This window comes from Frankia sp. EI5c (genome assembly GCF_001636565.1).
Classification (GTDB): Bacteria; Actinomycetota; Actinomycetes; order Frankiales; family Frankiaceae; genus Parafrankia.
The window spans coordinates 217,237-231,326 of record NZ_LRTK01000007.1 but is presented as its reverse complement, the minus strand read 5'-3'; the positions used below and the strand labels follow the sequence as shown (position 1 = coordinate 231,326).

General features: G+C 74.1%; 9 protein-coding genes and 4 pseudogenes. 11 read left to right on the top strand and 2 right to left on the bottom strand.

All coding sequences use genetic code 11. The annotated features are described in order from the left end of the window. Positions 1 to 275 precede the first annotated feature (275 nt). A complete protein-coding gene (locus UG55_RS06030; protein ID WP_066063936.1) occupies positions 276 to 1,484 on the top strand; it encodes an ABC transporter substrate-binding protein in 1,209 nt (402 codons plus the stop codon). Positions 1,485 to 1,488: 4 nt separating this feature from the next. Then, positions 1,489 to 2,325: a cobalt-precorrin-6A reductase gene (locus UG55_RS06025; RefSeq protein WP_242423794.1), complete on the top strand. Its 837-nt coding sequence runs from the start codon at positions 1,489 to 1,491 to the stop codon at positions 2,323 to 2,325. Here the strand turns inward: UG55_RS06025 and UG55_RS06020 are convergent. Beyond that, positions 2,247 to 4,319 carry a DNA polymerase gene (locus tag UG55_RS06020; protein WP_242423793.1) on the bottom strand — a complete coding sequence of 691 codons (2,073 nt, stop codon included), beginning with the start codon at positions 4,317 to 4,319 and terminating at the stop codon, positions 2,247 to 2,249. The two genes, UG55_RS06025 and UG55_RS06020, sit on opposite strands and share 79 nt — an antisense overlap. A 157-nt stretch (positions 4,320 to 4,476) precedes the next feature. Here UG55_RS06020 and UG55_RS32900 point away from each other — a divergent pair. The 3 genes and pseudogenes from UG55_RS32900 to UG55_RS46690 all read left to right on the top strand — a co-directional run. Beyond that, positions 4,477 to 4,944 (top strand): annotated as a pseudogene (locus tag UG55_RS32900) (TetR family transcriptional regulator); the annotation flags it as partial. Positions 4,945 to 5,266: 322 nt separating this feature from the next. Next, complete coding sequence (locus tag UG55_RS06010; RefSeq protein ID WP_066063933.1) at positions 5,267 to 6,439, top strand: amidohydrolase family protein; 1,173 nt, start codon at positions 5,267 to 5,269, stop codon at positions 6,437 to 6,439. Positions 6,440 to 6,537: 98 nt separating this feature from the next. Then, positions 6,538 to 6,985, top strand: a pseudogene (locus tag UG55_RS46690) (TetR/AcrR family transcriptional regulator); the annotation flags it as partial. A 172-nt stretch (positions 6,986 to 7,157) separates the two neighbouring features. Here the strand turns inward: UG55_RS46690 and UG55_RS06000 are convergent. Further along, the gene (locus UG55_RS06000) at positions 7,158 to 8,042 is read right to left on the bottom strand and encodes an enoyl-CoA hydratase/isomerase family protein (RefSeq protein ID WP_066063928.1); all 885 of its coding nucleotides are present in this window, start codon (positions 8,040 to 8,042) and stop codon (positions 7,158 to 7,160) included. Between the two features lie 170 nt (positions 8,043 to 8,212). Here UG55_RS06000 and UG55_RS05995 point away from each other — a divergent pair, with 170 nt between their 5' ends. The 6 genes and pseudogenes from UG55_RS05995 to UG55_RS05975 all read left to right on the top strand — a co-directional run bounded on the left by UG55_RS05995 (position 8,213) and on the right by UG55_RS05975 (position 14,081). Beyond that, positions 8,213 to 9,097: an enoyl-CoA hydratase/isomerase family protein gene (locus UG55_RS05995; protein WP_066063925.1), complete on the top strand. Its 885-nt coding sequence runs from the start codon at positions 8,213 to 8,215 to the stop codon at positions 9,095 to 9,097. 107 nt (positions 9,098 to 9,204) lie between these two features. Then, a pseudogene (locus UG55_RS32895) lies at positions 9,205 to 9,777 on the top strand (enoyl-CoA hydratase/isomerase family protein); the annotation flags it as partial. Position 9,778: 1 nt separating this feature from the next. After that, positions 9,779 to 10,026, top strand: a pseudogene (locus UG55_RS32890) (enoyl-CoA hydratase/isomerase family protein); the annotation flags it as partial. Beyond that, positions 10,023 to 10,679, top strand: coding sequence for a hypothetical protein (locus UG55_RS05985; protein ID WP_128422862.1), 657 nt, complete (start codon positions 10,023 to 10,025; stop codon positions 10,677 to 10,679). The pseudogene UG55_RS32890 and the gene UG55_RS05985, both read left to right, overlap by 4 nt. Further along, positions 10,676 to 12,403 (top strand): class I adenylate-forming enzyme family protein, encoded by a 1,728-nt coding sequence (locus UG55_RS05980; RefSeq protein WP_066063919.1) that lies wholly within the window; start codon positions 10,676 to 10,678, stop codon positions 12,401 to 12,403. The genes UG55_RS05985 and UG55_RS05980 overlap by 4 nt, the downstream gene beginning before the upstream one ends. Further along, positions 12,393 to 14,081 (top strand): class I adenylate-forming enzyme family protein, encoded by a 1,689-nt coding sequence (locus tag UG55_RS05975; RefSeq protein ID WP_083986448.1) that lies wholly within the window; start codon positions 12,393 to 12,395, stop codon positions 14,079 to 14,081. Before UG55_RS05980 ends, UG55_RS05975 begins: the two co-directional genes overlap by 11 nt. The last annotated feature ends 9 nt before the right edge of the window (positions 14,082 to 14,090 follow it).

Below are 14,090 nucleotides of genomic sequence, written 5' to 3'. Positions count from 1 at the left end.
CGGGACCGGGCAGCTGTGGATCCGCCCCCCTCCACCTGGATCAATACGCCGCCTGCGGGTCTTCGCCCAGATCCTTCCGCGAACTGGTTGACGTACCGCGCCCTCGCTGCGAATCCTTGTCCTTCAGCGGGCAGGCGGGGGCCGACTGCGGGAGTGAATCTTGAGGAGCGGATGTGGCCCGGGAAAATACCTCAACTGCAGACCCGAGCAATTACCCTGGGCGTGAACGGCCACGCCGGGGCCGCCGCCCGCCCGGGCGGTGGCTTGCGCCCGCGGTGAGCGCGGCCGTGCTCGCCGCGGCCGCCGTCGGATGTTCGCCCGCGGCAACGGATACCGGGTCATCCACCGCCTGCGCGGCCGCGCCGGGAGTCACCGATGACACCGTGCGGCTCGGTCTGCTGCTGTCCGACACCGGGGGCGCCGCGGACCAGGTCATCGGCGCCCGGGCGGGAATTGACGCGCGTATCCGTGCCGAGAACGACAAAGGCGGGGTCCGCGGCCGGCAGATCGTGTACCAGCTGAGGGATGACGCGTCGAATCTGGACCAGAACCTGGTCGCGGCGAAGGCGCTGGTCGAGAAGGACGAGGTCTTCGCGCTGCTCAGCGCGACGAGCGTGGCCACCGGGTCGGCCGAATACCTGCACGCGGCCGGCGTGCCGATCGCCGGCCTCGCGATGGAGGAGGCCTGGACGACCAACGACAACATGGTGAGCTATCTCAACCGACTGCCGTCCACCGTCGTTTTTGACACCATGGGGCAGTTCGCCAGGTCAAGGGGCGTCGAACGCGCCGTGATCATCACGAGTTCCACGTCGGTGGCCTCCCAGGTCGGCGCGGGCCGGATCAGAAAGATCCTGCAGTACGCCGGCATCGAGGTGGTGGCGAACATCGACTACTCACCCGGCGCCACCACCCCGGCGACCGTGGGACGCCAGATCGCGAAGAGCGGCGCGGACGGCATGTTCGCCCCGATAACCGGTGACGACTTCGTCGACGCCTACTCCGGGGCGATGGCCGCGGGCGCCGCGCTCAAGGTCGGGCTCGGGGTCAGCGGCTACGGCCACGAGTTGCTGGCCCGCCGTGGGACGGCGATGAGCGGCGCCTACTTCTACGTCGCCTACCTGCCGTTCGAGGCGGAGACCGCCGCCCAGCGCACCTATCTCGACGCGCTCGCCCGGTACTCTCCGGAACTCGACCCGCCGGACGCGCAGGCGGCCATCGAGTCCTACATCACCACCGATCTCCTCCTGCGGGGGCTGGATGCCGCCGGGCCGTGCCCGACCAGGGAGAACCTGCTCAGTGCCCTGCGGTCGATCCCGGACTACGACGGCGCGGGCCTGCTGCCGGCGCCCGTCGACCTGACGAAGGGCTTCGGCCAGGCGGCGCGCTGCCTCACCTTCGTGCGCGTCGACCAGGCCGGTGCGGGTTTCGACGTCCAGGAGCCGTCCGTGTGCGGCAACCCCATCCCGGACCAGGCAGGGTGATCCGGTGGGTTCCAGCGTCCGCAGGCTGCTGCTGCTCGGCGGAACGGCGGAGGCCCGCCGCCTCGCCGGACGCCTGTCGGACCTGCCCGCAGCCGAGGTGGTCTACTCGCTCGCGGGCCGGGTGAGGGCGCCCGCGCTGCCCGCGGACGCCCGGGTCCGGGTCCGGTCCGGCGGGTTCGGCGGCCGCGGCGGCCTGACCGACTACCTGCGTTCCGCCGGGATCGCGGCGGTGATCGACGCGACCCATCCGTTCGCCGCGGCGATCACCGCGTCGGCGTTCGCGAGCTGCGCCGCCACCGGAGTGCCGCTGCTGGTCGTGCGCCGCCCGGGGTGGGTGGCGGCCGAGGGTGACAGGTGGCGCCGGGTGGCATCGCCGACCGCCGCGGCACGGGCGCTGGCAGGCCTCGGCGAACGGGTGTTCCTGGCGACGGGCGGTTCGGGGGCCGCGGCCTTCGCCGGGCTGGAGCGGCACTGGTTCCTGCTGCGCTCCGTCGAGCCGCCGCCGCCCCCGCTGCCCGCCCGGATCGAGATCCTGCTCGACCGGGGCCCGTTCACCGTGGCGGGCGAGACGGCGCTGCTGCGCCGGCACCGGGTGGACGTCGTCGTGACGAAGGACAGCGGCGGTGACCTGACCGCGGCGAAGCTGACCGCCGCCCGCGAACTGGGCCTGCCGGTCGTCGTCGTGGACCGGCCGCCGCTGCCCGCCGGCGCGGCAGTGGTGGCGGATCCGGCGGCTGCCCTCGCCTGGCTCGCCCGGTTGCCTCAGCCCTTCGCGTCGGACCACCGTTCGACGACGGCGACGTCGACGACGAAGCGGACGTCGCTGCCGGCCGCCCAGTAGGCGGCGGTCGAGTCCAGGCTCCGCCGCGTCACGGCGACGGCTTCCGCCGCCGTGGCCGCGGGAACGTGCAGCAGCAGTTCGTCATGCAGGCAGAGCACGACCTCTCCGCCCAGCGGCACGAGCAGCTGACGCACGGTCACCGCCCAGGCCTTGAACAACTCGGCGGCGGCGCCCTGGACGACGGCGTTGCGGGCGAACCGCCCCCAGGCGGCGGCCCGGCCGGGATCCGGGCCGTCGGCACCGTCCGGCTCCGCCGTGCCGCGCTGTTCCGCCGTGCCGCGCTGTTCCGCCGTGCCGCGCTGTTCCGCCGTGCCGCGGTGGGCACCTGGGCCGCCGGTCGGGCCGGGGGTGGTCCGCAGCGGTATCCGCCGGCCGCCGAACGTGCGCAGGTCCGGATCGGGGAACCTGCCGGGCGCCTCGGGAGAGCCCGGAGCGGGTGACCCACCACGGGCCGCCGCGCGTCCGGCGCTCTCGGCCGCGTCCAGGTAGGCCAGCGCGACCGGATAGGTCTGCCGCATCTGCCGCAGTGCCTGCCCCGCCGCCCCCGAGGTCTGCCCGTACATCGCGGCGAGCACCGCGACCTTGGCCGTCGGCCGGTCGACCCCGAGGCGGGCCGCGACCGGTGCGTACAGGTCGTCCTGGCGGGTCGCCCTGATCAGTTCCGGATCGCCGGAGACAACCGCCAGCACCCGCGGCTCGATCTGGCCGAGATCCGCCCGGACGAACCGGAACCCGGGCTCGGCGATCACCGCCACCCGCAGGTCGGCCGGCAGGTTGTGCAGCCCGGCGTCGGCGGTCATCCGGCCGGCCCCGCCGTCACACCCGCGCCACTCGCCGCGCAGCCGCCCGTCGGCGCCGACGTGCTCGTCAAGCCAGCGGTATCCGTATGTGGTCGCTATCCGCTCGGCCCGCCGCCACGCCAGCAGCGGTTCGATCACCGGATGCGCCCCGCGTAGCCGGGTCAGCCGCCACGACCGCGTGTCCGGCACGTCGATGCCGACGGCGGCGAGCCCGGCCCGCACGGACAGCGGGCTGCGCAGGTCGACGGACGGCCCGAGGTGGCGCAGCACCGGGGCGTCTCGGGCCCGCCGGGCGGCCGCCGCGCCCGCCTCGTCGCGCTGCCGCGGCCCGACGAACCCGGCGATGGTGGCCTCGGCGGTGTGCCGGTCCACCGGCAGGCCGTGCCGGCGCAACTCGTGGGCGAGCAGCTCCGCCGCCGATTCGGCCCGAGCGGTCAGCACGGCGAGCGGAAGCCCACCCGGGCGGGCGCGGGGATCGGGCAGCGCCCGCAGCGCCCGCTCCTGCGCCGCCAGCACGGTGAGCGCGAGCCGCGCGAGCTGGGCCGCACGCGCCAGCCGGCGGGCCGGGCCGCCCGGCGCGACTCCGCGCAGGGTCTCCTCCACCCAGGCCGGCCGGAGGTGGCCGTCCGGTCCGATGGGATCGTCCACCGGCCCGCCGCCCGGGCGCTGCGGGTCGTGCGGGACGTGCGGATGCCGCCGGTCGTGCGGGCCGGACGGGTCAGCGGAGCCGGACGGGTCGTCGAGACCGGCGAGCAGGTCCAGCTGACCGTCGCGGCGGGGGCGCGGTGGCGGCGGCGGCACGGGCAGCCCGCGCGCACCGGCCCAGACGGCGCCCGGGTCATCCCGGCCACCGCCGTGCAGAAACCGGTGGACCGCGGCGAGATCCCAGCACACGGCGGGGGACTGCCGCCGGGGACCGGCCGCCGCGGTGAGCGGGGATCCGGGGCCGTGTACCGACCACCACACCCACCTGGGCGCGAGCGCCGACTCCACCTCCGCCAGGACGGCGGTCGGGTCCTCCGACCGGGCCCAGGTGACGTCCCCGACCGCCAGCGCGACACCGACCCCGGCGACGGCCACGACCGCCACCGGCGTGCCGCGACCCGTACCCGCCGCGCGCAGTGCCTCGGCCGCGCCGGGTCCCGCGCCCGGCTCCGCGGCGAGCATGCGCGCCGCCGCCCGGGCAGGAGGCATCGGGTCCACCCCGCCATGTTCCTCCTGTCGGCGGCACCGGTCCCACCCGCGGCCACCCGCGGCCACCCGCGGTCGTTCCGGAACCCGGCGGTGCCGGTGCCGCGAGTAGCGTGTGATCGTGGCGAAAGAGGAGATCCCGCCGCAGCCGATCAACACGATGACCTCGGCGCAGCTGGCGCGTCGGCGCCGGCTGACAGACGCCGTGATCGAGCTGATGGACCAGACCGGACCGGACCGGCTGCAGATGCGGGACGTCGCCGAGCGTTCCGGGGTCGCCCTGGGCACGGCCTACCGCTACTTCTCCTCCAAGGACCACCTGCTGGCCGCGGCCTGGGCGGACTGGCAGCGCCGCCTGACCGACCGGGTCCGCCCACAGGTCGCCCGGGAGGCCGCGGGCAGTCAGGGTGCGGCGGGCAGTCGGGCGGGCCGCCCGGGCCCGGCGGCCTCCGGTGGCGCCTGCGGCCGCGTGCTGTCCTTCCTGGACAGGGAGCTGCGGGCGTTCCAGCGCCATCCCAACTTCGCCCGGCTGGTGTCCTACGTCGAGGTCTCCACCGACCCGTTCGCCAGCGCGGAGCTCGCCGGGCTGCGGGAGGACAACAGCGCGACCCTGGCGGCGCTGATGGCCNGGGTGCCGCCGGAGGTGGTCCGCCCGGCGACGGTGGCCATCAACGCCACCCTCGGCACCGGCCTGACCGCCTGGACCATGGGGCGGATCACGTTCGCTGACCTGACCCGGCAGGTCGAGGAGGTCGTCCGGCTCGTCCTCGGCCCCTACGGCGACGTTCCGCCCGCCGCCGTCCCGCCCGCCGACCTTGACCGTTCTGAAACGCGGTTCTAGATTCGTCCCGTACTGAAACGCGGTTCTAGTTCCTGCCGCCTCCCGGAGCCGCGGTCCGTCGACATCCACCATCCGTCGACATCCACCATGGCGCGGGAGAGGTGCTCACATGGCGCTGGACGGGCTGCGGGCCTTCGACGCGGACAACCACTACTACGAGGCGCTGGACGCGTTCACCCGGCACATCGAGCCCGAGTTCGCCCGGCGCTGCATGCAGTGGGCCGAGGTCGGCGGGCGGACGAGGCTCCTGGTCGGCGGGCGGGTGAACCGGTTCCTGCCCAACCCGACCTTCTCCGCGCTCGCCCGGCCGGGGGCACTGGAGCAGTACTTCCGCGGCGAGGCCGGCGGCCCCGTCGCGGAGCTGTTCGGCGAGCTGGAGCCGCCGCGGCCGGAGTACCGCGACCGGGACGCCCGGCTGCGGGTGATGGACGAGCTCGGCCTGGACGGCGCGTTCTTCTTCCCGACGCTGGGAGTCGGGATGGAGCGGGCGCTGAAGGACGACCTGCCCGCCGCCCGGGCGGCGTTCCGCGCCTTCAACCGGTGGCTGGACGAGGACTGGGGCTTCGCCTACCGGGGCAGGATCTTCGCCGCGCCCTACCTCTCGCTGTCCGACCCGGCGGCGGCCGTCGCCGAGCTGCGCTGGGCGCTGGAGCGCGGCGTCCGGGTCCTGGTGATGCGGGCCGGCCCGGTGCTGACCGAGCGGGGCCTGAAGTCACCGGCGGACCGGATGTTCGACGAGTTCTGGGCGCTGGCGGCGGAGTCTGGGGTGGTCTGCGCCTACCACGGCGGTGACGACGTCTACCAGGAACTGGTCAGCTGGTGGAGTGAGAGCGGGGAGACGGAGGCGTTCCGGATGACCCCGCTGCGCACCCTGCTGTCACCGTCGGGTGTGGCGGACACCTTCGCGGCACTGCTTGCGCAGGGCACGCTGAGTCGGCACCCGGGCCTGCGGTTCGCGGCGATCGAAACCGGTTCGGACTGGGTGTCGCCGCTGTTCCGGTCACTGAAGAAGTCGTTCGCGCAGAATCCGGGAGCCTGGGCGGAGGACCCGCGGGAGACGTTCCGCCGCCACGTCTGGGTGGCGCCGTTCCACGAGAGCGACCTCGCCGGGCTGCGGGAGCTGATCGGCACGGAGCGGATCCTGCTGGGGTCGGACTGGCCGCATGTCGAGGGTCTGGCGGACCCGCTGGCGTTCGTGAAGGACCTGGCGGCGGCCGGTTTCGACGACGCCGAGATCCGCCTGGTGATGGGCGGCAACGCCCGGGCGCTGATCCGCGCCTGACCGCCGGTCGAGGAGGACGCGTGCCAGGAATTCGAGCTGCTGCCCACCGCTGACTGAGCCGGCCACCGCCGTTCGCGACCTTCCCTACGCTGTGCGGAGTGCGGACAGGTGGCTGGGCCGGAGATCCGCCGGCCACGGACGAAGAGGCGGTCGCCCGGATCGTCGACGCGGCCAGAGCGTGCATCGAGGCGGACGGCACCGGCGCCGACCTGGCGAAGGTGGCCCGGCGGCTCGGCGTGACCCGCCAGACCGTCTACCGCTATTTCCCGAGCCGGCGGCTGCTGTTCGAGGCCGTCGCCGAGCGGGGCGTGGATGCGCTGGTCGCCAGCATGCGGGCGAGCCTCGCCGGGGTCGACGATCCCCGGGACGGCCTCGTCCGGCTGATGCTGCACTGCGTGCGGGTGCTGCCCACCAACCCGAGCCTGTCGTTCATCGCCCAGCCGGGTCGGGGGGACGCGCTCATCACCACCGCGGACGCGCCGCGGCTCACCCTCGCCGTTCTCGACCGGCTGCCGATCAGGCTCGACCTCGCGGAGCCGGAGCGCGNCGCGCTCGCCGAGCACATGGTGCGGCTGCTGCAGTCCCTGCTACTGGACGAGACGACCCACACCCGCGACGACGGCGACCTGGCCCGTTTCCTGCACGCCTGCCTGGACCATCACCTACCGGCGCCGTGAGTCAAACTCCGTCATTTGTATAGATGTTTGTGTGGTGCGGCTCAGCGTGCCAGGTGGTCGTCCGTGCGCGGGTCGGGCACGGTGAAGTGCTCGTCGCGCAGCTCGAAGGCGCGCTTCGTGCCGTGCTCGGCCCGGGTCTTCACGAAGTTGTACTCGCCCTCCTCGAACTGCAGGTTGGTGCCGTAGGCGTGGAAGAGGTAGCTGGCGACCTCCTCGCCCTGGTATCCCTGCAGCTGCTCGACCAGGCGGAAGGCCTCCTTGGCGATGACGATGCCGTCGGCCGGCATCCGGGAGAGCTTGGTGGCCCACCAGCTGGCCCGGGCGGAGACGTCCGCGTCCTCGATGACCTCGGTGAACACCGAGAGGTGGGCCACCTCGCTGGCGGGGATCATGTCACCGGTCAGCAGCAGCCGGCGGGCCAGCACCGGTCCGAGCCGGTAGAAGAACATGTGCAGTGATCCGAGCGCCGGGCCGAGGAAGCGGGTGGCGGGCATCCCGACCCGCGCGTCGCCGGCGACCACCGCGACGTCGGCCATCAGCGCCAGCTCGAACCCGCCGCCCAGCGCGTACCCGCGGACCTCGGCGACGGTGGCCTTCGGGTAGCCGAGGAAGTTGTGGTAGAAGCTGAAGGTCCTGCGGTCGACGGACAGCCGGCGGCGCTGGCTGGGCCGCCGGGTGCGCTTCTGGGCCTCGTCGCCGTACCAGGCGTAGGCGTTGCCCATGTCGGCGCCGGTGCTGAAGACACCGCCACTGCCGCGCAGGTGGACGACTTTGATCGCGTCGTCCAGCGCCAGGTCGTCGAGGTGGGCGCTGAGCTGGTCCCGCATCGCGGGGTCGTAGGCGTTCCGGCGGGCGGGGTTGTCGAGGGTGAGACGGGCGACCCCTGTTTCCTCGTCACGTTCCAGCAGTACGCGGCCCTCGCTCATGGGCTCTCCCTCTCGCTGATCAGGACACCGTGGGCCATGCTATACCTCTAGACATTTAAATGGCCATCTACTAGCCTGCTCGCGGCGCACGTCGCCTGGAGCCCGCCGCGGGGTGCGGGCCGGCCGGCGACGTCGCCCACTGCCGCCGAGGGCCAGGGAGGTACGGGTTGATGGTGGACAGGCCTCCCGGTGGCGCGCGGCCGTCCACGGAGCCGGCAGTGCTCCTCGACCGGGACGGCGGCGTGCTGCGGATCGGGCTGAACCGGCCGGAGCGCCGCAACGCCCTCGACACCGCCTCCGTGCGCCGCCTCGTCGGCGCGCTGGAGGACGCGGCCACCGACGACACCCTGCGGGTGGTGCTGATCGAAGGCCGCGGCCCGGACTTCTGCTCCGGGGCGGACTGGGTTGCCTCGAACACGGCGGACACGGCGGACACGGCGACCACCTCGACCACCTCGGACGCATCGAAGGCCGCCGGTGGCACCCGGCCGCGTCCCGGCAGCGTGCAGCGGCGCACGGCGCTGCAGGCGCACCGGCTCATCCAGCTCGTCACCGAGGTGCAGCTTCCGGTCGTGTGCGCGGTGCGCGGGTACGCGGCCGGGCTCGGCTTCCAGCTCGCGCTCGCCGCCGACTTCACCGTCGCCGCGGAGAACAGCACGTTCTGGGAACCGTTTCTGACTCGCGGGTTCAGCCCGGACAGCGGTGCCACCTGGCTGCTGCCCCGGTTGGTGGGCGTCGCCCGCGCCAAGGAGCTGCTGCTGCTCGGCCGGCGGCTGTCGGGCGCCGAGGCCGCCGAGTGGGGCCTGGTGTACCGGGCCGTCCCGGATGTCGATCTCGACAAGGCTGTCGCGTCGCTGGTCGAGACGCTCGGCCAGGCGGCCACGGTCGCCGTCGGCCTCACGAAACGCCTGGTCAACCGCGGACTGGAACTCGGGCTGACCGAGGCGATGCAGGACGAGGCGTTCGCGCTGGAGCTGGCCTCGCGCACCGCCGACTTCAGGGAGGGGCTCGCCGCGTTCCGAGAACGCCGCGCGCCCGGGTTCGGCGGGCGCTAGATGTACCCCGGGCGGGGTTCGGCGCCAGGCTCCGGGGCAGGCGCGCGGGAGCTCGTTGATCAGCTCGCTCACCAGGCCGGGCGCACCGATCGGATTGGCAGGGGATCATGATGTCGACCTACTCGACCATCCGGTACGAGACCGCGCCGGACCGGGTCGCGACCATCACCCTCGACCGGCCGGCGGCGATGAACGCCTTCGACCGGGCGATGTGCGAGGAGATCCGGGACGTCTGGCAGCGCGTGAAGCTGGACCCGCAGGTCAACGCGGTCGTGCTGCGGGCCGCGGGGGACCGGGCCTTCAGCGCCGGGCTGGACGTGAAGAAGCCCTTCGGCCAGCCGGACGATGTCTGGAACCACGAGGACCCGGGCGAGATGCTGAGCCCGAAGTGGCAGAAGTGCTGGAAGCCCGTGGTGTGCGCGGTGCAGGGCATCTGCACGGCCGGCGCCTTCTACTTCCTGAACGAGTCCGACGTGGTGATCTGCTCGGCTGACGCCACGTTCTTTGACTCCCATGTCACCTACGGCCGGGTGTGCGCCGTGGAGCCGATCGGGCTGATGCGCAGGGTCGGGCTGGCCGAGACGCTGCGGATCGCGCTGATGGGCAACGACGAGCGGGTCGGTGCCGAGACCGCGCTGCGGATCGGGCTGGTCACCGAGGTCGTCGAGCGGGCCCGGCTGNGGGAGCGGGCGCACGAGATCGCGGCGGGGATCGCGGCCAAGCCGTCCACCGCCACGCAGGGCACCGTGCGCGCCATCTGGGAGTCGCTGGACCGGCCGTACCGCGCCGCGATGGAGCAGTCGCTGATCTACACCCGGCTCGGCAACGCGGCTGGGATGGCCGAGGCGGCGGCCTCCGCCAGACAGGCGGCGGCGTCGGCCGAGGCGGCCGGGCAGCCGGCGGCCCGCCCGGGCTGGCGGCTGCGGTGACGGAGCCGGCCCCGGTCGAACCGTGGGCGTTCGGCGTCGAGGCGTTGGCGCAGACGGAGCGGGCCGCCGCCCGGCTGCGCCGCGTGACCGGGCTGGTGCTCGCGCTGGAGCACGAGGACCCTGCCCTCGACCTCCTGCTGGACGCGCTGGAGGCCGCGGAGCGGGAGCTCGCGCCCCGCCTCCGGGCCGGTGGACCACCCCGCGTCGGACCGGAGGCGGACGGCCCCGGCCGCGTCTACCTCGACCACTCGCGGCACATCGGCGCCTTCAACCCGATGTTCCCCGAGTACGAGATCAGCGTCGCGGGCGACCGGGCGGAGGGTACCGTCACCTTCCCGATCGCCTACGAGGGGCCGCCCGGGCTGGTCCACGGCGGCTTCCTCGCGCTGTTCTTCGACGCGGCGATCCAGCACCACAACTGCGAGCTGGGCGTCGCGGGGAAGACGGCGAGCCTGTCGCTGCGCTACCGCAGGCCCACCCCGCTGCTCGCCGAGCTGCGGTTCGTGCTGGCCCGGTCGGCCGACGGGGCGCGCATCTCCTCGACCGGCCAGCTGCTCGCCGGCGACGTCGTGCTGTGCGAGGCGGAGATGACGGCGGTCAGGGGCGACCGGTCCCGGCTGCCCGCGGTGTCACCACGGAGGGCGGTTACATGATCGCAACGACGGTCGACGCCGGCGACGGTCTCCCGCTGACCGTCCCGGCCCTGCTGAGGGAGCGGGCCGCCCGGGACGGGGCGCGGGTGCTGCTCGTCTGCGACAACGAGGCACTCACCTACGCGGAGGCGGACCGGCGCTCGCGCGAGCTCGCCCGCGGCCTGCTGGCGGTGGGGGTCGGCCGGGGGATGCACGTCGGTCTGCTGTACCCGAACGGGAGTGACTTCGTCGTCGGCTGGCTGGCGGCCGCGCGGATCGGTGCGGTGTCCGTGCCGCTGAGCACGTTCTCGACCAGCGCCGAGCTGGGCGCGCTGCTGCGCGGCGCCGATGTCGGGGTGCTGCTCGCGGCACCCGCCTACCGCGGTCACGACTATGTCGCGGCGCTGCGGGCGGCGGTTCCCGAGCTGCCCGCAGCACTGGACGGGGCGTCGGGACCGTCCATGCCGCCGCCGCTGCTCGCACCCTCGACGCCAGCCTTACGCCACGTCTTCTTCGGATCCCCGGCCCGATCGACGGCCGGTTCCGGGGACGGGACCGCCGGTGGTGCCGCGGGCCGGCCCGCGGGCGGGTCCGCGGGCGTGCGCGGGGTCGGCCCGGCCTGGACGGCGCCGGCCCTGCTGGCGGCAGGCCGGATGATCGGCGGGGATGTGGTCCGCGCCGCCGAGGATGCCGTGTCCGCCGGCGACCGGCTGGTGATCGTGCACACGTCCGGGTCGACGAGTGCGCCGAAGGGCGTGATCCACACGCACGGCGCACTGATCCGGCATCTCGCGAACCTCAACGAGATCCGCCGCTATACCCCCGAGGACGTGTTGTTCTCGAACTCGCCGTTCTTCTGGATCGGCGGGTTCGCCTACGCCCTGCTCGGCACGCTGCTGGCCGGCGGCCGGCTGGTCTGCTCCAACGCCGCCGATGCCGGGGTGGTGCTGGACGTCCTGGAACGCGAACGCCCGACGATGGTGAACGGCTACGCGCAGTCGGTGGCGGCGCTGGCCGCGGACCCGACCTTCCCCCGCCGGGACCTCTCGTCGATCCGACGCGGGAATCTGTACTCGATCATGCCGGCGGACGTCCGGCCGGCCGATCCGCAGCTGCGCCACCAGATGCTCGGGATGACCGAGACCGGTTCCGTCTGCCTGGTCAGCGAGGACGAGGGCGACCAGCCCGAGCACCGGCGCGGCTCGTTCGGGCGTCCCGCGCCGGGGTTCGAGGCGCGGGTCGTCGATCCGGGCGACGGGCGGGTGGTCGGCCCGGGTGAGGTGGGGGAGCTGTGGCTGCGTGGCCCGTTCATGATGGAGGGGTACTACGGCCGGGAGCGGCACGAGGTGTTCGACGCCGACGGCTGGTACCACACCGGTGATCTCTTCGTGGTCGACGAAGACGGCTTCTTCTACTTCCAGGGCCGCGGCGGCGACGTCATCAAGACGGCCGGGGCGAACGTCTCGCCCATCGAGGTCGAGGCCACGATCCGCGACGTCGCCGGGCTGACCGCCCACGTGGTGGGGCTGGCCGACGAGGCCCGCGGCCAGATCGTCGCCGCGGCGGTGCGGGTGCCCTCGGGGCACAAGGTCGACGTCGAGGGGCTGCGCCGCGAGCTCGCGCGGCGGCTGTCGGCCTACAAGGTCCCCCGCCGGATCGTGCTGCTCGCCGAGCACGAGGTGCCGACGATGTCCAGCGGCAAGATCGACGTGCCCGCGCTGCGGGAGCTGCTCCATGCCGGCTGACGATGCGGTCGGGCTGCCGACGGGCCCGCCGGTGGAGCCGACCACGGTGCTGCCCGAGGTGCTGACCATCCCGGCGCTGCTCGCCACCCGGCGGCAGCGGGACGGCGCGCTCCAGGCGTTCGTGAACGACGACGAGGCGGTCACGTACACCGAGCTGGACGACGCCAGCCGGGCGCTGGCGGCCCGTCTCGTCGGGGCGGGTGTCACCAGGGGCAGCCGGGTCGGGCTGGTGATGGCGAACGGCATCGAGTGGGCGACGACGGCGCTCGCGGTGCTGCGGGTGGGCGCGGTCCTCGTTCCCCTGAGCACCCTGTTGCGGCCACCCGAACTGCTCGCGCAGCTGCGGGCCGCGGCGGTGACCGAACTGGTCGTGGTGCCGCGGCTGCGCGGGCGCGACTACCTCGACGAGCTGGAGTCGGTCGCGCCCGGGCTGACCGGTGACCTGCGCGCGGGCCGCCGGCGGGCGGCGGTGCCGTCCCTGCGCCGCGTCTGGCGCTCGGACGAGCTGCCAGCCCCCCAGCCCGCCGCCCTGCCGACCGGTGTCGTCGACGCTCTGGAGCGCACCGTGCGCCCGGCGGACGACCTGGCCGTGCTGTTCACCTCGGGTAGCCGCGGCACCCCGAAAGGCGTGATCCACACCCACGGCAGTGGGCTGCGGGCGGTCGCGGCCAGCCTGGACTGCCGCCGCATCGGGCGCGGCGAGCGCCTCTACATCCCGATGCCGTTCTTCTGGACGGGTGGCTTCGCCGGCGGGCTGCTCTCGGTCCTGGTCGCGGGGGCGACCCTGCTGACCGAGGCCGCGCCGGAGCCGGCGCGGACGCTCGCGTTCCTGGAGCGGGAGCGGGTGACGCTGTTCCGCGGCTGGCCTGACCAGGCCGCCCGGCTCGCCAGCCAGCCGGCGTTCGCGACCACCGACCTGGCGGCGCTGCGTCCCGCGAGCCTGCCCGCGGTGCTCCCCCCGGCGGCCCGCCCGGCCCCCGGGGCGCGGGCGAACCTGTTCGGGATGACGGAGACGTTCGGGCCGTACTGCGGCTCCCGGCTGGACCTCGACCTGCCCGCGGGAAAGCACGGAAGCTGCGGCCGGCCGTTCGCCGGTGTCGAGGTGCGGATCACCGACCCGGACAGCGGCGACGTGCTGCCCGCCGGTGCGGAGGGGGAGATCCGGCTGCGCGGGCCGAACCTGATGCGCGGCCTCACCGGTCGAGACCGCGGCGAGGTGTTCGACGCGGACGGCTTCTACCGGACGGCCGACCGCGGCGTCCTCGACGCCGACGGCTACCTCTGGTATCGGGGGCGCCTCGACGACATGTTCAAGGTCTCCGGCGCGACGGTCTACCCGATGGAGGTCGAGGCGGTGCTCCGCGCGCTGCCGGGAGTCGCGGACGCCCACGTCACCGACCTGCCCGCCGGTGCCGCCGGTGCCGCGGGCGGCGCGGGCGGAGCGGGTGCGCGGGTGGTCGCGGCCCTCGTCGTGACGAGTGCGCCGCACAGCCCGGAGCAGCTCGCCGAGCAGGCCCGGGGCCGGCTGAGCGGCTTCAAGATGCCGACCCGCTGGTTGGTCGTCGGTGACCCGCACCGGGTGCCGCGGCTGGCCAGCGGAAAGATCGATATCAACGCGCTCCGCCGCCTCCTCACCGAGGAGAGCGTGCCGAGTTCCCGGAGGGTGACGTCAGCGTGAAGGCCATCG